We start from the raw sequence: 21490 nt of genomic DNA, 5'->3' as shown, positions 1-21490 counted from the left end.
TCCTTTGACTGATAAAGGTTTCATCCAGGTTCTGGCAATGCCTATCATTTTATGGTAGATTTGATGTTCAGGCAACCCCGGATAATGTTCAAGGTCCTTATCAGAAGAAGAATTCAGCATCAGCTCAATTGACCGGGGGTATCCGGAAAACCAGGTTTTAGCAACGCTATATGCGAACAAATGACGGTATTTTTCAGGGAACAATGTCGTAAAAAGGGGGAGACCATCTTCCATGGGTGGTCCGGCAGCCTTCTATTTCTCACCCTAATCCCGGGCCTGATTTTATCCACCCCAGGCCTATCGCTGGCCTTCAAAGCCATGTTTTCCCACCCTTTTGACACAGGATCCTATAATTGCGGCATTACCCAGGACCGTGACGGATTTATCTGGGTGGGAACCCCCGAAGGAATAGTCCGGTGGGACGGATATAAGATGAAGCGTTTCTCATCGGGCCCGGATTCCCTCAACAACGATATTGCGCCCTGTGTGTTTGCGGACAGTTCCGGTTTCCGGATCTGGGTGGCCACCATGGGGGGCGGGTTAAATTGTTACAACAAGCGGTTAAATAAATTTATCTATTTCCGGCATGATCCTGGGAATCCGGCCAGCATCAGTTCGGACTTTTTCAACTGGGCCCCCAGGAGCATTGCCGAAGACCAGGACGGGAAGATATGGGTCGGGACCCAAAACGGCCTAAATCTTTACGATCCCCTTGAGAATACCTTTGTCCGTTACCTTCCCGAACCCGGGAATTCCAACTGCCTGAGCCACGGGAGTATCTTCACGGTTTTTGTTGACCAGGAAAACAAAATATGGGCCGGAACCAAGGCCGGGGGGCTGAATCGCCTTGATAAGAAAACAGGGGGTATTACCCGGATTTCCTTGGGGTCTTTTGGACAGCCATCCCCGGATGCCTCAATACATTCCGGCCCAGGATGCATCAACAGCATCATCCAGGGACCAAAGGGATTTCTCTGGATCGGTACGGCCAAAGCCGGGCTCTTTCGTCTGGATCCCCATACCCTTGAGACCCGGCAATTTACCCATGATCCCCACAACGCCCAGGGACTGGCCAGCAACTATGTTTACACGCTCATGCCCGATCACAGGGGGTATATCTGGATTTCCCACTCCTATACCGACCCTGTCGGGCTGGAAGTTTTTAACACCGATTCAGAAACATTCACATCCCTGCGCCATGATCCGGATAACCCCTTAAGCCCCAGAGAGGACAAGATCGTTGGCTTTTTCATGGATCGCCAGGGCATTGTCTGGACCGTGGGAAATACAGGTCCAGTAGATGCCTGGGACAGCTTTGCCCACCAGTTTACCCTCTACCGCCACAATCCCGCAGATCGCACAAGCCTGGGATCCAACTCAGTGTTTATGCTCTACCAGGATAGCCGGAACACCATCTGGGTTGCCGGCGGGAGTCAGGGCGGACTTTCCCGGTTCAATCCCGGAACAGATGATTTTTCCAGGGCAGGCCCGGTTGAACAAAATATTTCTGCTCTATATTCGGTATATTCGGTGTGCGAGGACAGTGCCGACCGGTTATGGGTGGGGGCAGGTGACGGGTCCCTGAATGTATACAACCGGGAGAACCGAACCCTGGAAGCGACCTACCAGAATCCCCTGGTGGCCGGAGCGCCTGTCAGGGGGTTGATTCAGGACCGTCTCAATCCGGAATTGCTTTGGTTAGGCACCCTGGAAAACGGCATATTCCAATTCAATAAGAAGACCGGCAAATTCCGGCAATTTGTCCACGACTGTACCAACCCCCGAAGTCTGAGCAACAACGTGGCGTTTAACCTTGTTAATGACCGGCAGGGAACCCTGTGGATTTGTACAAAAGTCGGGCTGAACCGTTATAACCCCGGCACAGACAACTTTCAGCGGTTTACTAAAGGAAAAAACGGTCTTCGGGGGAACAATATCAATGACTGCCATGAGGATCTAAAGGGCCGCTTCTGGGTAAGTACCGAAGATGGGGGATTGCATCTTTTTGACAGAGAAAGCGGGATCTTTACCCCTGTCACACAGGCACAGGGTTTGCCCTCCGGAGCTATACGGGCCATACAGGAAGATGACAGGGGACGGCTTTGGCTCAGTTCTGATATGGGGCTGTATCTCTTTGACGCCAAGAACCGGAAGGTTCTGGATCATTACTCGGAAAAAGACGGACTCCAGGCAGACAGGTTCAGTATTTTTGCCAATAGTGCCCTGAAAAGCCGGGAGGGCGACCTCTGGTTCTCGGGCCTTTCAGGGGTGAACCGGTTCCATCCGGACCGGATCATGAAAAATCCCTATGTCCCGCCGGTAATCCTGATTTCCCTTGAGCAGGGAGGACGTCCGCTTGATACTGGAAAGGCCCCGGAACTCATTCAAAGTATCCATCTGCCCTGGCAGCGAAATTTTTTTGAATTCGAATTTTCAGTCCTGAATTTTACCCGTCCCGGGAACAATGAATATGCCTATTTTCTTGAAGGCTTTGAAACCCAATGGAACCGCACCGAAACGCGGCGGTACGGCAAGTACACCAACCTGCCCGGGGGTACATATACCCTGCGGCTGTTCGGCAGCAACAACAATGGGGTATGGAACGAAAAGGGCAAGGCCATCAGAATCCAGGTGGATAACCCCCCTTGGAAGCGGACTTGGGCCTATGTGGCCTGCATTGCAGCCTGCATCGGGATCTGGATAGGGGGCTTGCGTCTTGCCCATAAGAGAGTAGAAAAAAAAATAAAGGCCCAGGCGGAAGAACTGGAAAAGGCAAGGCGCATCACCGAGCAACTCCGGGCCATTGACAGGATGAAATCCGAGTTGCTCAAAAAACAGGACCAGGTGGAGAACGAACTTGTTAAAAACAAGCAGAAACTTGAAGAGATGGTTAAGGAGCGGACCCTGGCGCTTAAAGCCGCAAAGGAGAAGGCAGAGGCTGCCAGCCAGGCCAAGGGCGAGTTTTTGGCCAATATGAGCCATGAAATCCGGACGCCCCTGAACCTGGTCATCGGATTTTCCGATATCATATATAAGGAGGTTCAGGATGAGGTGATTAAAGAGTATGTGGCCACCATCCGTTCTGCCGGTAATTCACTTCTGGCCATGCTCAACGATATCCTTGATCTGTCAAAGGCGGAATCCGGGAGCTTTCCACTGAAATATGCACCATTTGATCTTGAAGGACTGTTGAAGGAGCTCAACAAGATCTATGCGAATACAGCCCGGATCAAGGGGCTTGAATTTTCCCTGGAGATAGAAAAAGAACTCCCCTCCATCATTGTTCTGGACAGGGTCAGACTCAGACAGATCCTGATGAATATAACAGGAAACGCCATTAAATTCACCTCGTCCGGATTTGTCAAACTCACGGCCGGGTACCGGCAATTTGAAAACGAGAAGAGGTTTTCAGAACTTTTCTTTATCATCGAAGACAGTGGGATCGGCATTGCCCCTGACCAGAAAAGACTGATATTTGAAAGGTTCAGCCAGCAAAAGGGCCAGGACTTTGATACCTATGGCGGAACCGGGATTGGGCTTTCCATATCCGAAAAAATAGTGGCGGCCATGGGCGGCACCATTGAGGTGAACTCAACCCCGGGAAACGGCAGCCGATTTCTGGTGACCATTCCCAATGTCAAAAGTGAGGCAGGGAAGACAAAACTCCTGCCCTGCGACGCTGTTATGGCACAAGCCGAAGGGAAAGAGGAAATCCTCAACCTCTTTCCCCCGCCCAAATGCGATACACCCATGGCGATTGAAAAACTCAAGGAGTTGTTGACCCTGCTCAGGGAAGAGATGCTGGACAGGTGGGAATACCTCAATGAAGCCCTGATCATGGGAAATGTCCAAGCCTTTGCCGAAGAGATCGTCGAACTTGGCCAAACCTATGGATACGCCCCCCTGCGGATATGGGGGGAAGCGGTATCCAAACAGGCCAAAACTTTTGATATGGTTTCGCTTCCAGACACCTTGAAATGCTTTCCGAACCTGATTGACCAACTTTCCCGCCTTGTAGACACCTGATGAAGGTTCCCATTGGCCGAATACTTGTTAACGATCTTAACGGCAGATACAATCCAATGGATTTTGAAAAATTCTCTGTTTCGTGTCTACCTGTATGATATTGCCTTTTTTCATAATCGCGATGCGATCGGCAATATTTTTAACTTCCTCAATGTTGTGAGATACATAGATAATACCCATCTGAAATTGGTTTTTTAAAGGTAAAAAAACATGAATATAGGGTTCATTAAGGACAGGGTCAAAATTACCTCGAAAATGACCCTGTTTTTTTGTAAAGCGTTATACACTTATCTAAAACCACCTGATATCAGAGATATTCAGCGATATTCTTGCCGAAAGGCGGAATGCATATGGTAAAAAAACGTGGAGGATATAGGGGAAAACCAAAGCCCAAACTACCACCACACCTAAAACGGGTTCATGTCAATGCCAGAATACAAAAGTGGATGCTTGATGAACTCAAGCGAAGAGGTGAGGTTGGGATAATGTTGGAATATATTTTGATTGAAGCCGGTTTTAAATATCATGGCCCGCTAACAGAAAAAAGCAAAGGAGATTTATAAATTGAGTCGGTGTGGCTCATTTTTGATGACCATAAATGGCTCAATTTCTCGCGCCCATTGACAAACTGTTCCCTCAACCCAATACATCCCCGAATGAGAGCAACACCGGATTAAGTGAACTCATTGAAAAGGTACAGAGCTTTCATGGAGTCACCAGTGCTTCCAGGGTTAGTACTGGCCCCTTTCCCATCAAATTATGATCCAGATATATTAGGAGAAGGGGTGGATAGTGTGGTGTTGCTTTGCTGTTCTGATTCATCAAATACTATTTTTTCTTGCATAATTGGGCCGGGTAGGGATATTCTTCAGATTATTGAGAATTATAGCTAACCTGTCACCGGTGCGGACACAAAAAGCCGTGCCGCACAGCTCAATCGTTCCATGATGAGCCTATTGGAGTTGATCATGCCCAAAATTGAATCATTCGAAAAGTACAGTGAGGAGTATGACCAATGGTTTGATAAGCACCCAGATTTCTATGCCGCTGAAATAGAGACAATCCGCCGGCTTATCCCTTCCGCCGGAGCGGAGGGCATGGAAGTAGGCGTTGGCTCGGGGAAGTTTGCTGTTCCTCTGGGGATTAAGGTCGGCGTTGAGCCTTCAGAAAAAATGGCAAGCATAGCAAGATTACAAGGCATCGACGTTCATTCCGGTGTTGCAGAAAATTTGCCCTTTTCTGATGGCCGGTTTGATTTTGTTATGATGGTAACGACCATCTGCTTTGTTGATGATATCGTTAAATCTTTTAGAGAGGCTTTCCGGGTATTAAAAAACGATGGATTCATTATTGTTGGATTTGTAGACAAAGAGAGCGAGCTTGGCAAACAGTATTCTGAAAAGAAAGAAAACAGCAAGTTCTACAAAGATGCCACCTTTTTCTCAGTGCCGGAGGTGCTAAGCTATCTTAATGTATCGGGTTTTGTGATATCGAATGTTTTACAAACCCTTATCCCTGGAGAAATACCCAATACCATTGTGGAAGGCTTCGGGAGAGGCTCTTTTGTTGTAATCAAGGGCATAAGAAAAACGGAATAAAAAAAACAGGCATTGATAATGGAAACCTCATTCGGCCTCGATTATGCTTCCCTGGAAGATACAGGATTTGTTGCCAAGTACCAAGCCTCATGCTTTTGCGGAGCCGTCCGATATGAGGTGAGCGCTGATCCAGTGGATGCCAAGATTTGTCATTGTACGACTTGCCAGAGGCTACATGGTGCACCTATGCAGTGGGCGGCGATTTTCCACAAACACCATGTAAGGTTCATCGCTGGTTTGGAGGATCTGTTTTTTTATAACAGTGAACAAAATCGGCCAGAGCGCATTCTCCCCTGTAAAGTTCGCTGCGGTAAATGTGGCACCCCAATTGCTGATGAAGGGCGCAGGATGTGGCTCGCTTTCCCATCGTTGTTTGATTTCGGGTATCCAGTCGAGGTGCCAGAGTCATTCAAACCAACATGCCATCTTTTCTATGGTTCAAGGGTAATTGAAATACAGGATGATCTGCCCAAGTGGTCCGGACACAAAAATTATTCCGAGTTGCTGTAAACTGTTTCATCGATGAAGCGGCCAAAAAATCATCTTGGAGAAGGACTGGCTGAAGAAGTGGTCACCCCTTATTTAAAGGTTCAGTGACACAATGCTGAAGTAGTAAACGCTGTGATTGGCAAGGCTATGGAGCTCCAATTATAGACATATCTGTCGCCCAATAGCATTTAAAAATTTTACTAACTTTTAAGGTATCAACCAAGGCGTTGTTTGTATCTTTAGTAAAAAAATCTCGACATTAGTGTAATACGGAGTTAATCTGCGTTGCAAATGGACTATTCCACTCTATATCAAGATTTTTTCACAAAATTATGCCAATCGGGCTTATCTGCCTCTGATGCTTTTATTTCCTCGTGAGTCGTAACTTTGGGAGGCAATAATAATTTGCTCAAAATTGCCTACAGCATAAGGAACTTTTTTCATAACCCCGTCTTTTCCGTGTGCCGGGAACGGTCTCCCGGTACTTCAGTACTATGTTTTCAATAGCGCCTCTTGCAGAAATGCTTTATCCGCAAGAGGCGCTGCCCTTTAAAGTATTTTTTCTATGGCCTGAAATTTTTTCATGAATTTTGTGTCAATATAGTCTTTGATCCAAAATGCCGGTTTTCCGCTAAACACGATCCCTCTTTTTTTCAACACGCCGTGGTTTGCGCCAAGGTTAAAAATTAACAGGTACTCCGGTCCCGGATTAAACCTCTCCAGCGGACTGCCTTCAAGCCGGGCAAACAGGTTGTTCAGCAGCACCGGATTTTGCCGGACCGCGTACACGCCGACCTTGTCTAACGGTTGATCCTTAAAACTGATACAATCCCCCCCGCCAAAAATATCCGGATACTTCACGCTTTGCAGGTATCTGTTTACCAGCATACCCTTATCCGGACCAACCGGCAGGCCGGATGCTTCAAAAATTTTTGACGGTTTCACGCCCGAGGCAAGAAAAGTAAAATCAGTGGACAGCGATTCGCCCGAAGCCATCAGAACGGATTCGGCTGTTACTTTTTCTACATACCCGTTTTCAAAAATCCGGATACCCCTTGTTTTAAGAATACTGCTTACACGGCAGCGGACGCTTTCAGGAAACCTGGCCATAAACCGGTTGCCGGCAAGAATTTTTATTTCCGGCATATTTTGCTTTGTCTGTTTTGCCAGTTGCCATATGTTCCCTGCCACTTCTGCCGAGGAGGGGCCGCCGCCAACGATTGTCACCACTGCTTTTTTACGTTTAAAAAGAATCTTGAGCTTTTCTGCCGCTTCCATAAGCTTTTCAATGGGTTTGACCGGATAAATATTTTCCGCATTTTCAGGCACATCCTGCATGGAGACATAGGAGCCTGCATTCACGGAAAGCACATCATAGGCCAAACTTTGGCCGCTGGCGGTTTGAACCGTTTTTGCCGCCGGGTCAATCCGGGTCACATAATCCTTTACAAAAAGACCGCCTTGTTTGCATACAACATCCCGGGTGGCAAAACGAATGTCCGACGGGGTGTATGTCCCGCCCAGCATACCCGGTCCCATGCCGGAATAATAGTGGTAAAGGGACGGACCGATCACGGTAACCTTATACCCCTTTTCAACAAAGCGGGAAATATTTTCAAGCGCCGTCATGTGGGCATGTCCGCCGCCGATCAGAATCAAATTTTTTTTCATTAATTCGTTCCTTTTAGGGTATCCATAAGTTTTCCCAGGCTTTCTATGTGGGCTTTTTCTTCATTGGCGATGTTTTGAACAATCTGTCTTGAATCAGGGTTGTCTATTCTCACTGTGACACGCTGGTAAAGATCCAGAGCCTGTGCTTCAATGGACATGGCCAGCGAGATCACATCCGTTTCCTTGTCCAGGTCCGGGCTGAACAGCTCAAGATACTGTTCCGTGGAAAGACCACCCTCCAGGGATTTTACTTCCACCATAGCCTCAAAGTCTTTTTGAGACATCTTTACATTTTCCCCACCAATATCCAGATAGGCCTGAAAAATGGATTTTTGATGATTCAATTCGATTTCAGAAAGTTTTGCAAACAGGTCTTTCACCTTTTTGTTGGTCGTCTGTTCGCCCAGAGTAAGATAAAATTCTCTCAACCCCTGTTCCAGGGAGTAGGCGACCTTGAGCACTTCTGCCGGCTCTTCTTTCCCAGAGAACAAGTCTAAACCCAGATCCTGCGGCCCTACGGCGATTTCCGACGCCCATGCCTTTATACCGCCGGAAACATTAATTACCTTTTTAAATCCCTTGCCTGCCAGCATCTGCGCAGCAACCCGGCTGCGCCCGCCTATGGCACAGTACACCAGGGTCGATTTGTCCGGGTCAAGTTCCTCCAGCCGGTCTGAAAGCTCGGACAGGGGGATAAGGACTGCCCCCGGAATATGGCTCGTCTCATATTCAGAGGGCTGACGGACATCAAGGATAGTGGTTTTCTCACTCGGATGTGTGGAAATAAACGCCTTTGCCTGCGCGGTATCCATTGATTTGGCGGGCGTAAAAAACTGTAGCCATTTCATTTGTGAACCTCCCCAATTGTTATTTGTTGAACCGGATTTTCAGCCAATCAGCTTGAACATTTTTTGTTTACTCTGATACTCTGATATTGGATTGTAAATCATTAATTATTACATATCCAGCTTACCATGATAAGCCCCCTTTGTCTGAACAGGTTAATTTTTAATTTCAAGCTGTCGCAATTTACCCACAGAAAGTATAAACTTTACTGAGCTTGCTTTTTTACCATGAAGGAGACGAAGATATCAGTGCTTCGTGTCCTTCATGATCTTCGTGTTTTTTTACAGGATCAAAGAAATAAAGGATGCCACCATGAAGATAGGTGTAATGAACAACCCGTTAAAATCGGTTTACGAAGAAGCCGAGCAATGCGGTAAAGCCGGTTTTGACTTCCTGGATCTGACTATAGAAGGCCCCAACGCCGCAGATGTGGATACTCAACGACTTAAAGCCCTTCTGGATACCTGCGAACTTGGTATCATCGGCCACACCGATCCCTGCCTTCCCTGGGCATATCCGGTGTCTGTGATCAGGGATGCCTGTTTAAAGGAACTTGAGCGGTGCGCACGGATATTTTCCGGTTTAGGTGCAAGGGTTATGAACATCCACCCCTGCTATTTTTGCCCGCCTGCCATGAGAGATCAATTGGTCTCATTCCAGATAGAGGCGTTACCGCCCATTGTTGAAATGGCCGCAACCTATGGGCTTACTCTGGCGTTTGAAAACTATAAAGCGCCCTTTGACCGGGTGTCGGTTTTTAAAGAAATGATCGCCCGGGTATCCGGCCTGAAGCTGCATCTGGACTTTGGACACACCAACTTCGGCAAGGATGGGCATCAGATCTTCTGCAAAGAGCTCGGGGAGCACCTTGTGCATGTTCACTTTTCCGACAACCGGTCACGAAACGACGATCACCTCCCGTTGGGCGTAGGCACCATAGACTGGCAACAGGCCGTGGATTGCTTAAAATCAATCCCATACGACAACACCATCACCCTGGAAGTTTTCTGTAATGATCCACAGATGCAGGTTGCCTATCTGGACCTGAGCCGAAATATGGTACGCAGTTTGTGGGATTAATTTTCCAAATCTTTGACGGGTCGACGTCGCTGTCTTTCATGGTTTTGCGCTTATTGACTTTTATAAATGATTTATTTTATAAGTACGAACTTTGCGCACAAGCCGTATACGCCTCGGATAAGGAAAGGAATGGCAACACAGGATAATCATAAGGTTTTCACCGTAGGCACGCTGACAAGGCAGATAAAAAATCTGCTTGAGGAGCAGTATCCTTTTTTATGGATCATTGGTGAGATCTCAAATTTTTCAACGCCGGCTTCAGGCCATTCCTATTTTTCATTAAAAGACGAAGCTGCTGTAATTTCCTGCGTGATTTTTAAGGGACAGAAACGCCATTTAAAATTCACCCCTGAAAACGGGATGAAAGTCAAAGGCATGGCGCGCCTCTCCCTTTACGAGCCCCGTGGCTCCTACCAACTCATTTTTGAGCACATGGAAGCCGAAGGCACAGGTGCGCTTCAGCAAGACTTTGAACAGCTTAAAGCTAAACTGGCGGCCATGGGCTGGTTTGATACTGCCCAAAAAAAGCAAATCCCTTTTTTGCCGTCAGGCATCCATGTGATTACCTCGGGCACGGGTGCTGCGGTGCGTGACATTATCCAGGTGGCCAAACAACGCTGTCCCAGCGTTCCCCTTGAAATCATTCCCGTCAAGGTACAAGGCGACAACGCAGAATTTGAGATTGCCCATGCCATTGAACTTGCAAATAGTGTCAAAACCTGTGACCTCATTATCATTGCCAGGGGCGGCGGGTCCTTGGAAGATTTGTGGGCATTTAACACCCAGACCGTGGCCAAGGCTGTTTACGAATCTGAAATCCCCGTCATTTCGGGTGTTGGGCATGAAATTGATTTCACCATTGCAGACTTTGTAGCCGATCTTCGGGCCCCTACCCCATCGGCTGCTGCCCAGATGGCCTTGCCTGACCAGGCTGCTATTGTTCATCAAATCCTTGGATTACAAAATGATTTAAACAATAAGATTGAGCGTCGCATTCTTCAACTGCGTAAGTATATAAACGATTTACACACCCGACTTAAAAGTCCGGCCAGGATTGTGGATGATTTCAGGTTCCGCATCGAAGATTTGCAATCCAGGGCTTTATCTTTGGTCAAAAATCATATTAATTACCAGCGAGAAAGAACCAACTGGCTTAAAAGAGCGCTTTCAGGCACCCTGCCCTTGTCACGCACCCAGGGATTTAAAAAGGATGTCAAGGATCTTCAGCAAAGTCTGAATTATCTTTTTTATGCTTACCTGAAACAATGCAAAGCCCAGGTAAATCAACAAAGTGCCAAACTTGAGACCTTAAATCCGTCAGCGGTGTTGAACCGCGGTTACAGCATCACCCGCAGTATGTCAAATGGTCATGTTGTGATGGATGCGGATACGCTTAATACGAACGATGGGATTGAAATTATTTTATCTAAAGGACGCCTGGATGCCCGGGTGGAAAAAATATATGGCAAAGAAAACCTTTGAATCAGCATTAAAACAGCTTGAAATCATTGTCAAAGAAATGGAATCCGGTGATTTGACATTGGAAAAGGCAGTCAAAAAATATGAAGAAGGGATTGCCAATAGCCGTTTCTGCCTTGAAATTTTAGATAAAACCGAACAGAAAATTACCCAATTGACCATGGATGCTGACGGCAAGCCCGATGTATCGGATTTTAAGGAAGACCTATGAAGACCTTTGATCTTTCCGGATATTTGTCCCGGAACCGAAAACTGGTTGATGACGCCCTGGCAACCGTTTTTGATGAATTTGACAGACAACGCGAGCTTGTCCAGGCCATGACGCACTCTTTAATGGCCGGCGGCAAACGGGTACGCCCTGCCCTTGCGCTGGCAACTGCCGATGCATTAGGTGCAGATCCGCTTATTGCCCTGCCCGCTTCCTGTGCCATTGAAATGATCCATACCTATTCCCTGATCCATGATGATCTGCCGGGCATGGATGATGATGATCTTCGCAGAGGCGTTCCTACCTGCCATAAACAATTCTCCGAAGCCACCGCCATTCTGGCCGGAGACGGGCTTTTAACCCATGCATTTCATATCCTTGCCGCACCTATGACCTGTTTCAAGGTTTTCCCCGATGCCGAAACCCGGTTGATTCTGGTGGAAAAAATATCTGCGGCAGCCGGTATTAACGGGATGGTGGAAGGCCAGATGCTTGATATGCAGGCTGAAAAAAATCCGGAAAATTTGCCTTCAGACAGCCCCGGTGTCCTGACCCATTTAAAAAAAATTCACCGGCATAAAACCGGGGCCATGATAGAGGTCAGTGTCGCATCAGGGGCTATCAGTGCCGGGGCTGATCCAGATGCCTTAAACGCCCTTGGCACATATGCCCAAAATATCGGGTTGGCCTTCCAGGTGATGGACGACATCCTGAATGTGATAGGTGATCCGAAAATCATGGGTAAAGCTGCGGGTACCGATGCGCTGCACGATAAAATGACTTTTCCTGCCATCCTTGGCCTCGAAGAATCCAAAGCCTTTTCAAGGCAGCTTGTAGCCGATGCCCTGGAAGCTTTAGACAGTTACGGGGAAAAAGAATTCAAAAAGAACAGCGAACCGTTGCGCGCCATTGCCGCTTATATTATCAACCGGAAGCGATGAGAGTATTATAATAAGAGGTATATGTTGAAATATCTTGACCAAATAAACTGCCCTGATGATCTAAAACGAATTCCAAGGGATGAACTCGAGGCTGTTGCCCGGGAGATCCGGGGCAGAATTATTGATGTGGTATCAAAAAACGGCGGGCACCTGGCATCAAGTTTAGGGGTCGTAGAACTGACCATTGCCCTGCATTACGTATTTGATTTACCCAAGGATACCCTGATCTGGGATGTAGGCCACCAGTCCTATGCGCACAAGCTTTTAACCGGGCGCCACCGCAGTTTTGACACCCTTCGAAAATATAAGGGAATTTCAGGATTTGTTAAAATCAAAGAAAGTCCCTATGACGCATTCACTGTAGGACACGCCTCCACGTCAATTTCTGCAGGGCTTGGCATGTGTTATGCCAAGGCGCTCAAGAAGGACAAATCCAATGTGGTCTCAATCATTGGTGACGGTTCCATGACCGCAGGGCTTGCCTATGAAGGGTTGAACCATGCAGGCGATCTCCAGCAGAAATACATCGTTATACTAAATGATAACGACATGTCCATCTCCGCCAATGTCGGCGCTTTGTCTTCCTACCTGTCCCGGACCTTTTCGCATAAGGCTCTGCAGAATATGCGTAATCAGTTTGGCCAGTTTTTAAAATCCGTGCCCAAGATCGGGGATGACATGTATGGATGGGCCAAAAGATGGGAGGAGTCTTTTAAGACCTTTGTGACACCGGGCATGCTGTTCGAGGCCTTTAATTTTGATTACTTCGGTCCTATTGACGGCCATAATCTGGATCATCTCATTGATATTCTGTCAAATATTAAAGATCCTGATTCGCCGGTGCTGCTTCATGTCACCACGAAAAAAGGCAAAGGATATGCGCCTGCTGAAAAAAATCCGGTTTATTTTCATGGTGTTGGTGCTTTTGCTATAGATACCGGAAAATGTCCGGCGTCAAAAAATGCCGCACCCTCTTACACGTCGGTGTTCGGTAAATGTATGATTGAGCTTGCAAAACAAAATCCGTGCATTGTGGCGGTGACGGCTGCCATGCCCGAAGGCACGGGATTAAAGCAATTTGCCGAACACTTTGCCGACAGGTTTATTGATGTCGGCATTGCCGAACAGCATGCGGTTACCTTTGCCGCAGGCCTTGCCGCCAAGGGCGCAAAACCCGTTGTGGCCATATATTCGACCTTTTTGCAGCGCGCCTATGACCAGATTCTTCATGATGTCTGTATTGACAGCCATCCAGTAATTTTTGCCATAGACCGTGGCGGCATTGTGGGAGAAGACGGACCCACCCACCACGGGCTGTTTGATTTCTCCTATCTTCGGTCCATTCCCAATATGACCGTTATGGCGCCCATGGATGAAAATGAATTGGTGCGAATGATGCAAACGGCTGTGGCCCACCAGGGTCCCATTGCCCTGCGTTATCCCCGGGGGGCAGGCCAGGGTGTTGACGTTGATTACAATGCCAAAGCCGTTGATATTGGAAAAGCAAAGGTGCTTCGCACAGGCGACGATCTTTTAATTATCGGTATTGGCCGCTGCGTGAATGATGCCATGGATGCAGCAGAACTATTATCGGCCCAAGGCATTGAAAGTACCGTGGTCAATGCCCGGTTTGTAAAGCCTTTGGATGCGAAACTGATCCTTGATCTTGCAGGGAAAATCAAAAATGTAGTGACCATTGAAGAAAATGTGCTGGCAGGCGGTTTCGGGTCAGCCATTCTTGAACTGATCTGTGATAACGGAGTGTCAGGTTGCCGTGTGAACCGGGTGGGCGTTAATGATGTTTTTATTGAACACGGCAGCCAAAATGAGCTTCGAAAAGATTACGGCATTGATGCCCGGGCGGTTGTGGCAGCAGGGTTGAAGTTGTGCGGTGAAAAATAAAATCGTCAGAAAACGTCTGGACCAGGCCCTGGTTGACCAGGGCCTGGTGCGTTCAAGGGAACGGGCCAAAGCCATGATCATGGCCGGAAAGGTTCTGGTAAACGGAATCAGGGCAGACAAACCCGGCACCCAGGTGAAACACGATGCGCGCCTTGAGGTCAACACCCCGGATCATCCTTATGTCAGCCGGGGCGGCCTTAAGCTTGAAAAAGCGCTTCAAAGTTTTCCCGTATCTGTTCAGGATGCCGTTTGTCTTGATATCGGCGCCTCCACAGGCGGATTCACCGACTGCCTGCTCAAATTCGGAGCAAAAAAAGTGTATGCCGTTGATGTGGGCTATGGGCAGCTTGACTGGTCCCTTCGCCGGGATGACAGGGTCGTGGTGATAGAGCGGACCAATATCCGTCACCTCCCCTATGAAACCATCGGTCAACCCATGGATGCGGTGGTGGCGGACACCTCTTTTATCTCTTTGAAAACCGTTATCCCGGCAGCGGAAAAATTTATGCGAAACGGCACGGATATCCTGGCCCTTATCAAACCGCAGTTTGAGGCGGGAAAGGAACATGTAGGCAAAGGCGGCATCGTAAAGGATCCGGAAATCAGAAATCAGGTAAAGCAGAATATTACTCTTTTCTTTGAGGAGAGGGGGTACAAGGTAAATGGAACCATTACCTCGCCGGTTTTAGGTGCCAAGGGCAATGAGGAATACGTAATTTGGATAGTGTATCAAAAAAAATAAAATAAATCTGTTATTTTTATTTCATTTTGATTATTAGAGTATTGTTATCTTATTAAAATTCTAAAGGAGCCGTAATGAGCGAAGAAATCAAATCCATGAGGAATGTGGCTTTTGCGGGCCATGGAGGTGCGGGCAAGACAACTCTTGCTGAGGCTATGCTGTTTAAAGCTGGGGTGACAAACCGCCTTGGCAAAGTTGAAGATGGAAATACGGTAATGGATTTCCAGCCCGAAGAAATAAAAAAGCAGCAAAGTATTAACACATCATTTATTAAGTATACGCACCAAAAGCATGTCGTAACATTAATGGACACCCCCGGGGATCAAAATTTCTTTTCTGCTGCCAAAACATGTTTTCCTGTAGCCGACAGCATGGCTTTTGTTATTGACGGTGTTGGCGGACCTTCCGCCATGACCGAGGAAGCGGCAGCCTCTGCCCTGGAATATAACCTGCCTGGTTTTGTCATTATCAACAAACTTGACCGTGAACGGTCTGATTTTACCACTGCGGTTGCCGCATGTGATACTGCCCTGAAAAAAAAAATTATTCCCGTATGCTATCCGATCGGCAAAGAAGAGGGGTTTAAGGGTCTTGTAAATATTATTTCAGGCACAGCCTTTGAGTATGATGCCGACGGCAAGGCCACAAGAATTGATATTCCGGCAGATATGGCCGATGAAATTGCCGTTGCCAAGGAAGAATTCGTTGAAAATGTCGCAGAACTTGATGATGATCTGCTCGAAAAATATCTGGAAGGTGAAGAAGTAACCGAAGAGGAGATCAAAAGCGCTTTCAGAAAAGGCGTTCTTGATGCCCATTTCTATCCGGCCATCTGTATATCAGCTACAAAGATGATTGGTATTGATGTGGTTTTTGATTTTATCAATGATTATATGCCTTCCCCCCTTGACCGCGGCCCATGGATTGCCAAAGACGCAGATGGAAACGATGTGGAAGTGGCGCCGGATCCCGATGCCGAATTTACAGGGTTTGTCTTTGCCACCATCGTTGACCCCTATGCGGGTCGGCTTTCCCTTTTCCGGGTAATTTCAGGAAAACTTGGCAAGGAAGGCAATATCTTCAATGCCACCAAGGACAACAAAGAGCGCTTTTCACAGCTTCTTGAAATTGCCGGCAAAGAGCAAAAACAGATTGACGGTGCTCTGCCGGGTGCCATTGTGGCCGTGGCAAAACTGAAAAATACCCTGACAGGGGATACCCTGACCAGCGGAAAAAACATCAAAATTCCGGCACCGGCACCTTTGCCCCCGTGCATCTCCTTTGCCATTTCTCCCAAGTCCAAAAGCGATGAAGATAAAATCCACGAAGCCGTGCGTAAGATCCTTGAAGAGGATACCGGCCTTACCCTGCGCCGTGAAGAAGAGACCCGACAGACCATTCTCTCCGGCCGCGGTCTGGTTCATATTGAAGTCACCGCAGAAAAAATCCAGCGTAAATTCAACGTGGGTATGGACATTGCTACACCCAAGGTGGCCTATCGTGAAACTTTCAAGAAAAAAGTAAGGGTCCAGGGCAAACATAAAAAGCAGTCCGGCGGCCATGGCCAGTACGGTGACTGCTGGATCGAACTTGAACCCCTTCCCAAAGGATCTGGTTACGAGTTCGTGGATAAAATCGTGGGCGGCGTGATCCCTAAAAACTATATTCCTGCAGTTGAGGCAGGTATCCGGCAGGCCATGCAAAAAGGTATTCTGGCTGGATTTCCCTGTGTGGATTTCCGTACCACATTGGATTTTGGTTCCTACCATGCAGTTGACTCTTCGGAAATGGCATTTAAAACGGCCGGCTCTCTGGCATTCAAAAACGCCGCAGCCCAGGCCAATGCCGTTTTACTTGAACCCATTATGAAGGTATCCGTCAAGGCACCCGATGATGCCACAGGTGATATCATGGGTGATCTCAACTCCAGGCGCGGCCGGGTACTCGGCATGGATTCCGAAGATGACAAACAGATCATCAACGCACTGGTGCCCATGTCCGAGATGTTGCGGTACGCACCGGATTTAAGTTCCATGACCGGTGGCCGAGGCTCCTTTTCTATGGAATTTGAAGTCTATGATGAAGTACCGGCGGACCTGGCAAAAAAAATTGTTGATCAGGTCAATGCTGAAAAAGAAGCCTAATACGTATATTTAATCCATTGGGTTCTACCTGGTGGTATGCGCTTAGTACGCCGTTCGGATATATCATCCGAACGGCGTACTTTTTTTGGGGAATAAAATAATCGGGTTAAAGCAGGCGGTTGTCTAATCCGCAACGGTCTGCGGCAGCCCGGTCGAGCATATGGGCAAGCGCTTTGGGTTTTCCCGGAAAAAAACCAAAGGTTTTCATCCACACCTCTTCATCTTCCATGCAGAAATAGACGGCAACGTCTGGGGCAATCTGTCGGAACACGGCAGCAAGGCGCTGGTAGATGGCGATGCGTAATGGTTTGAAATATCGCATTTTATTGTCGAGCCCTGTGATGAACTCTCCGTAGGGGATGGTTGACTCGGGAGAACGTGCTTCAATAATGGATTTCAAATGGGGCATGAACCTGAAAGTACCAATGGAAATCCATACAACATCTTTTGGGCGAACATGGTCAAAAATGGCTTCAATCACATGTTCATAAGCATTTTCGCATCCAGGATACAAAAAAATGGGATCAAAATGAAATGCCACCCGAAACCCCTTTGATACGGCTTTAGCCGCAGCCTTAAGCCGTGCGGAAAGACCGGCTGTACCCCGCTCCTGTGATGCAATCATTTCAGGGGTATTTACGGACCAGGACAGAATCGTTTTCCGATTATGGTTCAGGTCAAGAAGCGTATCTATATTAACTGTTTTTGTCTTCAGTTCAAGAACCGCCCGGTCCTGGGCTGCAAATTTTTCAACCAGAAATCTGGGCATGAGACTGACAGGTTCCCAGATCAGGGAGTCGGTGTACTCACCGGTGCCGATGCGAAAAATATTGTTCCCTTGAAAAATCGGCTCCAGTGCGGCAGTGTACTGGTCAAAGCCTGCAAAATACTGGAGCACGGGGGGGTGAAAATAGGCTTGCAGGATGCAGTAGGCGCAGTCCATGGTGCAATAGGTGCCGCAATGCAAGATGGTGTAATCACAGCAGGTGTAGTAGCTGGTGCCCGGGCACTGGCGGATCAAAGCGCCCTTGTTGCTGGTGATGTAAAGCACTTTTTTGGCAAAGCCCACGGGATCATCAGCCTGATTGATCAGGTCATATACAGGGCTTGAGTCCCCAACCTTCTCCGGTATCGGTTTGACCCTTGAGATCAGGTACTCAATTTCCGGCGTCAGATTCAGATCTTTGTCTATGAATACCCGGGTTGGATTGATCATTTTATCTGTCTTTATCTATCCAGAAGGGATTTGAAGTCATGGTGGTCTGCAAGTTGCGCCAGGCGGTTGAGGCGTGTTTTAAACTCATCCATATTTTTAAATTCCATTTGCATGGCATAGACCAATCCCTCAAAATTTTCGGGAACCGCCAGTTGAAGTCCGGAATCCAGTTCAAGTGCTTTGATCTGTTCTTGGGCCTGGTTTTTAGCTGCTGTGACCGCAGGAAAACGTCTTTGGGCAAGAAACGCCTTGAACTGCTTTCCAAGGGCACTAATATCCCTGTGGCCATCGCTCTCGTTATCTCCCAGGGGACTTTCCTGAATGAGGGTTGACAGACTCATTTTTTCAAGGGCGCAGATCTCCTTTGCCCATGCAATGATCTCCATCTGAATGCCCGAAGATACTTTGATCAGAGAAAAAAGATGCAAAAATTCAGTCATGGTTTCTGCATCCATAGATACAAGGCTTTTACATGCCTTAATGGATATCTTGCCCTCATCCATAAGATTGAGAACAGAATCAGGCATGGCATGGATATGCGCCAGCGTATTAATATACGCGGTATTCAGCGGCCTGTTGAAGATGGATGTAGCGTTTTTTGCGATAGTTTCAGCATCCATGAAACGCAATAAAAGCGCTGTAGCCCGAACGAGTTCTGCAGACGTAAGTTCCCTTGAAAAGGCATTTTCAATTACAGCGGCCATGGCCGCACCCGGTTTTTCTCCTGCAGGCATGACACGGCAGGTTATCCGGGACAATCCCGCATACCTTACGGCTTCAATCCGCCGGAACCCGGACACCACACTGTATTTATCCGATCCGCACAACACCAGGGGCTCGACCATGATGCCATATTGGGAAATGGAAGCCGATAGATGTTCAATATCATGGTGTAGCCCTGTAATGCGAAACCCGGTGTCTGAAAGATCAATCTCAGAGACCGGGATATCAGTAACTGTTATTCCTGTCATGGATCAGATGGTTTTTCCGGTCAGCCGGGTAAAAATTTCCTTGTAGGTTTTACTGGTATTGTCAATGATTTCCTGGGGCAATTTGGGACCCGGCGGCGTTTTGCCCCAACCCGAATTGGTCAGCCAGTCCCTGACAGTCTGTTTGTCAAAACTTTTCTGTCCCCTCCCGGGTGTGTAATCATCCAGGGGCCAGAATCTGGATGAATCCGGAGTCAGGATTTCATCAATAAGTATAATTTCACCATCAAGCAGACCAAACTCAAATTTTGTGTCGGCAATGATAATACCTTTTTCCAGGGCAAGTGCTGCACCGCGATTATAAATTTCAAGGCTCAGGTCACGCAGTTTTTCTGCAGTTTCTTTCCCAAGAATATTTGCAGCCTGATCAAAGCCGATATTGATGTCATGATCACCGATTTCAGCCTTGGTCGACGGGGTAAACAAAGGCGTCTCAAGCCTGTCGGACTCCTTGAGCCCCTGGGGCAACTTGATATTGCACACATGGCCTTCAGATTGATAGGATTTCCACCCCGAGCCTGAAATATAGCCTCTGACAATGCACTCCACGGCCATGGGTTCAGCTTTTTTCACCAGCATGCTGCGGCCTTCAAGCTTGTCTTTGTATTTGTGAAACGCCACCGGATAATCATTTACATCCGTACTGATAATATGATTTTTAACGATGCTTTCCATCTGTTTGAACCAGAACACCGAGATCTGGTTCAATACCTTGCCCTTGTCCGGAATAGCGTCAGGCAAGACCACGTCAAAGGCGGAAAGCCGGTCGGTTGTGACCATGAGCAGGGCATCGCCCGTATCAAAAATGTCCCTGACCTTTCCTTGTCTGATCAGCGGCAAACCTTCATATTCTGTTCCGGGTATAATGCTCAAGCGTTCCTCCTATCCTGACAATTTAATTTAAAAATTTTGAAAATAGATTTATCATACAATGATTAATTTTACTATCAGACCCATAAAAATAACCTTAAAAATTATTTTTTCAAGGGCTTCACCTTTTTAAGGTAGTGCCTGAAAGGAAACCCGTGTTTGGATAAAACGTCGCCCAGACGCAAGGCGCAGATGGGTGACGTTTCGTCCAAACACAAGATAATCAATTAGTAATATGCAACTATATCGCTTTAAATCAAAGTATGATAGTAATAAAGTTTAAGTTAATTAAAGTTAAAGGTTCCTAAATGGAAAATATTGTTGACCAAGAGAATCCCACAGTTTCTAAAAAACTGACCAAGAAGGACTTTTTGGTACCCGCAGGCAAAACCAGGGCCAGCACGTCAAAAGCCCTGGTCAAATCAGATCCCATTCAAAGTTACCTTAATGAAATCAATAGATATAAACTTTTGACCCGGGAGCAGGAAATAGAGTTGGGCCGGCGGATTCAGGAGGATAACGACCAGGAAGCCGCCTATATAATGACCACTTCCAACCTGCGCCTGGTGGTAAAGATTGCTTTGGAATTTCAACGCATATGGATGCAGAATCTTCTTGATCTCATCCAGGAGGGCAATATTGGTCTTGTCCGGGCCGTAAAAAAATTTGACCCGTATAAAAATGTCAAATTTTCCTATTATGCATCATTTTGGATCAAGGCATATATCCTCAAATTCATCATGGACAATTGGCGAATGGTCAAAATTGGGACCACCCAGGGACAGCGCAAGCTTTTTTTCAGATTGAAAAAAGAGAAACAGTTGCTCATTGAACAGGGGTTTGATCCCAAGCCCAAGCTGTTATCCGAACGCCTGGGCGTGTCTGAACAGGAAGTGGTGGATATGGACCAGCGGCTTGCCAACTGGGATCTCTCTTTGGATGAACCGCTTAAAGATGATTCAAATACCGAACGCATTGAATTTATTAACGTTGATTCGGATTCCTCCGAAGACCGCCTGGCAAAAAAAGAGATCGAAGATATCCTGTACACAAAGGTGGATGAGTTTAAAAAGACACTGAACGAACGCGAACTGGATATTTTCGATCGCAGAATTTTTTCAGATTCCCCCGAAACCCTGCAGGAAATAGGTGAAGTCTACAACATCTCAAGGGAACGGGTCCGGCAGATTGAAAACAACATCATAAAAAAAATGAAAGCATATTTTAAAAAAGATATGCCGGATTTTGACATGTATGACCATGACCAGTAATATTCGTATTCCAAGAGT

General features: G+C 47.2%; 17 protein-coding genes. 12 read left to right on the top strand and 5 right to left on the bottom strand.

All coding sequences use genetic code 11. The annotated features are described in order from the left end of the window. Positions 1-180 precede the first annotated feature (180 nt). From DESPODRAFT_RS17255 to DESPODRAFT_RS17235, 4 genes are all read left to right on the top strand, one after another. Positions 181-4026, top strand: a complete 3846-nt coding sequence (locus DESPODRAFT_RS17255) for a hybrid sensor histidine kinase/response regulator (protein ID WP_004075341.1) — start codon at positions 181-183, stop codon at positions 4024-4026. Positions 4027-4376: 350 nt separating this feature from the next. Next, positions 4377-4589 (top strand): hypothetical protein, encoded by a 213-nt coding sequence (locus DESPODRAFT_RS17245; protein ID WP_004075340.1) that lies wholly within the window; start codon positions 4377-4379, stop codon positions 4587-4589. 405 nt (positions 4590-4994) lie between these two features. After that, positions 4995-5624 (top strand): class I SAM-dependent methyltransferase, encoded by a 630-nt coding sequence (locus tag DESPODRAFT_RS17240; RefSeq protein ID WP_004075337.1) that lies wholly within the window; start codon positions 4995-4997, stop codon positions 5622-5624. An 18-nt stretch (positions 5625-5642) separates the two neighbouring features. After that, complete coding sequence (locus DESPODRAFT_RS17235; RefSeq protein WP_004075335.1) at positions 5643-6134, top strand: GFA family protein; 492 nt, start codon at positions 5643-5645, stop codon at positions 6132-6134. Positions 6135-6662: 528 nt separating this feature from the next. On the opposite strand, the gene DESPODRAFT_RS17230 is transcribed toward DESPODRAFT_RS17235, so the two are convergent. Further along, positions 6663-7784: an NAD(P)/FAD-dependent oxidoreductase gene (locus tag DESPODRAFT_RS17230; RefSeq protein ID WP_004075333.1), complete on the bottom strand. Its 1122-nt coding sequence runs from the start codon at positions 7782-7784 to the stop codon at positions 6663-6665. After that, a complete protein-coding gene (locus DESPODRAFT_RS17225; RefSeq protein WP_004075332.1) occupies positions 7784-8632 on the bottom strand; it encodes a rhodanese-like domain-containing protein in 849 nt (282 codons plus the stop codon). Before DESPODRAFT_RS17225 ends, DESPODRAFT_RS17230 begins: the two co-directional genes overlap by 1 nt. A gap of 310 nt (positions 8633-8942) precedes the next feature. Between DESPODRAFT_RS17225 and DESPODRAFT_RS17220 the strand changes: the two genes are divergently transcribed. The 7 genes from DESPODRAFT_RS17220 (at position 8943) to fusA (ending at position 17126) form a co-directional block, all read left to right on the top strand. Then, positions 8943-9710 (top strand): sugar phosphate isomerase/epimerase family protein, encoded by a 768-nt coding sequence (locus tag DESPODRAFT_RS17220; RefSeq protein WP_004075329.1) that lies wholly within the window; start codon positions 8943-8945, stop codon positions 9708-9710. A 129-nt stretch (positions 9711-9839) separates the two neighbouring features. After that, positions 9840-11192 carry an exodeoxyribonuclease VII large subunit gene (xseA, locus tag DESPODRAFT_RS17215; protein WP_004075327.1) on the top strand — a complete coding sequence of 451 codons (1353 nt, stop codon included), beginning with the start codon at positions 9840-9842 and terminating at the stop codon, positions 11190-11192. Further along, positions 11173-11400 (top strand): exodeoxyribonuclease VII small subunit, encoded by a 228-nt coding sequence (xseB, locus tag DESPODRAFT_RS17210; RefSeq protein WP_040016443.1) that lies wholly within the window; start codon positions 11173-11175, stop codon positions 11398-11400. The genes xseA and xseB overlap by 20 nt, the downstream gene beginning before the upstream one ends. Further along, positions 11397-12338, top strand: coding sequence for a polyprenyl synthetase family protein (locus tag DESPODRAFT_RS17205; protein ID WP_004075324.1), 942 nt, complete (start codon positions 11397-11399; stop codon positions 12336-12338). The genes xseB and DESPODRAFT_RS17205 overlap by 4 nt, the downstream gene beginning before the upstream one ends. 24 nt (positions 12339-12362) lie before the next feature. Then, complete coding sequence (gene dxs, locus DESPODRAFT_RS17200) at positions 12363-14240, top strand: 1-deoxy-D-xylulose-5-phosphate synthase (RefSeq protein ID WP_004075322.1); 1878 nt, start codon at positions 12363-12365, stop codon at positions 14238-14240. Further along, entirely contained in the window at positions 14230-14982 is a 753-nt protein-coding gene (locus tag DESPODRAFT_RS17195) for a TlyA family RNA methyltransferase (RefSeq protein WP_004075320.1), read from the top strand. The genes dxs and DESPODRAFT_RS17195 overlap by 11 nt, the downstream gene beginning before the upstream one ends. 74 nt (positions 14983-15056) lie before the next feature. Further along, entirely contained in the window at positions 15057-17126 is a 2070-nt protein-coding gene (gene fusA, locus DESPODRAFT_RS17190) for an elongation factor G (protein WP_004075317.1), read from the top strand. A 106-nt stretch (positions 17127-17232) separates the two neighbouring features. Here the strand turns inward: fusA and DESPODRAFT_RS17185 are convergent, their stop codons facing one another. Genes DESPODRAFT_RS17185 through DESPODRAFT_RS17175 form a run of 3 tightly spaced genes read right to left on the bottom strand, consistent with a single transcriptional unit; the run spans position 17233 to position 20204 of the window. Next, positions 17233-18342 carry an SPL family radical SAM protein gene (locus DESPODRAFT_RS17185; RefSeq protein ID WP_004075316.1) on the bottom strand — a complete coding sequence of 370 codons (1110 nt, stop codon included), beginning with the start codon at positions 18340-18342 and terminating at the stop codon, positions 17233-17235. Positions 18343-18353: 11 nt separating this feature from the next. Beyond that, positions 18354-19313 (bottom strand): ParB/RepB/Spo0J family partition protein, encoded by a 960-nt coding sequence (locus DESPODRAFT_RS17180; RefSeq protein ID WP_004075315.1) that lies wholly within the window; start codon positions 19311-19313, stop codon positions 18354-18356. Between the two features lie 3 nt (positions 19314-19316). Beyond that, the gene (locus tag DESPODRAFT_RS17175; protein ID WP_004075313.1) at positions 19317-20204 is read right to left on the bottom strand and encodes a phosphoribosylaminoimidazolesuccinocarboxamide synthase; all 888 of its coding nucleotides are present in this window, start codon (positions 20202-20204) and stop codon (positions 19317-19319) included. A 305-nt stretch (positions 20205-20509) separates the two neighbouring features. On the opposite strand from DESPODRAFT_RS17175, the gene DESPODRAFT_RS17170 reads away from it, so the two are divergent. After that, positions 20510-21472: a sigma-70 family RNA polymerase sigma factor gene (locus tag DESPODRAFT_RS17170; protein WP_004075311.1), complete on the top strand. Its 963-nt coding sequence runs from the start codon at positions 20510-20512 to the stop codon at positions 21470-21472. Positions 21473-21490 lie beyond the last annotated feature (18 nt).

The organism is Desulfobacter postgatei 2ac9 (assembly GCF_000233695.2).
GTDB lineage: Bacteria > Desulfobacterota > Desulfobacteria > Desulfobacterales > Desulfobacteraceae > Desulfobacter > Desulfobacter postgatei.
This window is presented reverse-complemented; position numbering and strand designations above follow the sequence as displayed.

Bases quoted from the DNA above. Each gene is read 5' to 3' on its own strand.
- DESPODRAFT_RS17245 (WP_004075340.1), top strand. From the start codon at position 4,377: ATGGTAAAAAAACGTGGAGGATATAGGGGAAAACCAAAGCCCAAACTA.
- DESPODRAFT_RS17235 (WP_004075335.1), top strand. From the start codon at position 5,643: ATGGAAACCTCATTCGGCCTCGATTATGCTTCCCTGGAAGATACAGGA.
- fusA (WP_004075317.1), top strand. From the start codon at position 15,057: ATGAGCGAAGAAATCAAATCCATGAGGAATGTGGCTTTTGCGGGCCAT.
- DESPODRAFT_RS17205 (WP_004075324.1), top strand. From the start codon at position 11,397: ATGAAGACCTTTGATCTTTCCGGATATTTGTCCCGGAACCGAAAACTG.
- DESPODRAFT_RS17220 (WP_004075329.1), top strand. From the start codon at position 8,943: ATGAAGATAGGTGTAATGAACAACCCGTTAAAATCGGTTTACGAAGAA.
- DESPODRAFT_RS17170 (WP_004075311.1), top strand. From the start codon at position 20,510: ATGGAAAATATTGTTGACCAAGAGAATCCCACAGTTTCTAAAAAACTG.
- xseB (WP_040016443.1), top strand. From the start codon at position 11,173: ATGGCAAAGAAAACCTTTGAATCAGCATTAAAACAGCTTGAAATCATT.
- DESPODRAFT_RS17255 (WP_004075341.1), top strand. From the start codon at position 181: ATGACGGTATTTTTCAGGGAACAATGTCGTAAAAAGGGGGAGACCATC.
- DESPODRAFT_RS17180 (WP_004075315.1), bottom strand. From the start codon at position 19,313: ATGACAGGAATAACAGTTACTGATATCCCGGTCTCTGAGATTGATCTT.
- DESPODRAFT_RS17240 (WP_004075337.1), top strand. From the start codon at position 4,995: ATGCCCAAAATTGAATCATTCGAAAAGTACAGTGAGGAGTATGACCAA.
- DESPODRAFT_RS17225 (WP_004075332.1), bottom strand. From the start codon at position 8,632: ATGAAATGGCTACAGTTTTTTACGCCCGCCAAATCAATGGATACCGCG.
- DESPODRAFT_RS17185 (WP_004075316.1), bottom strand. From the start codon at position 18,342: ATGATCAATCCAACCCGGGTATTCATAGACAAAGATCTGAATCTGACG.
- DESPODRAFT_RS17230 (WP_004075333.1), bottom strand. From the start codon at position 7,784: ATGAAAAAAAATTTGATTCTGATCGGCGGCGGACATGCCCACATGACG.
- xseA (WP_004075327.1), top strand. From the start codon at position 9,840: ATGGCAACACAGGATAATCATAAGGTTTTCACCGTAGGCACGCTGACA.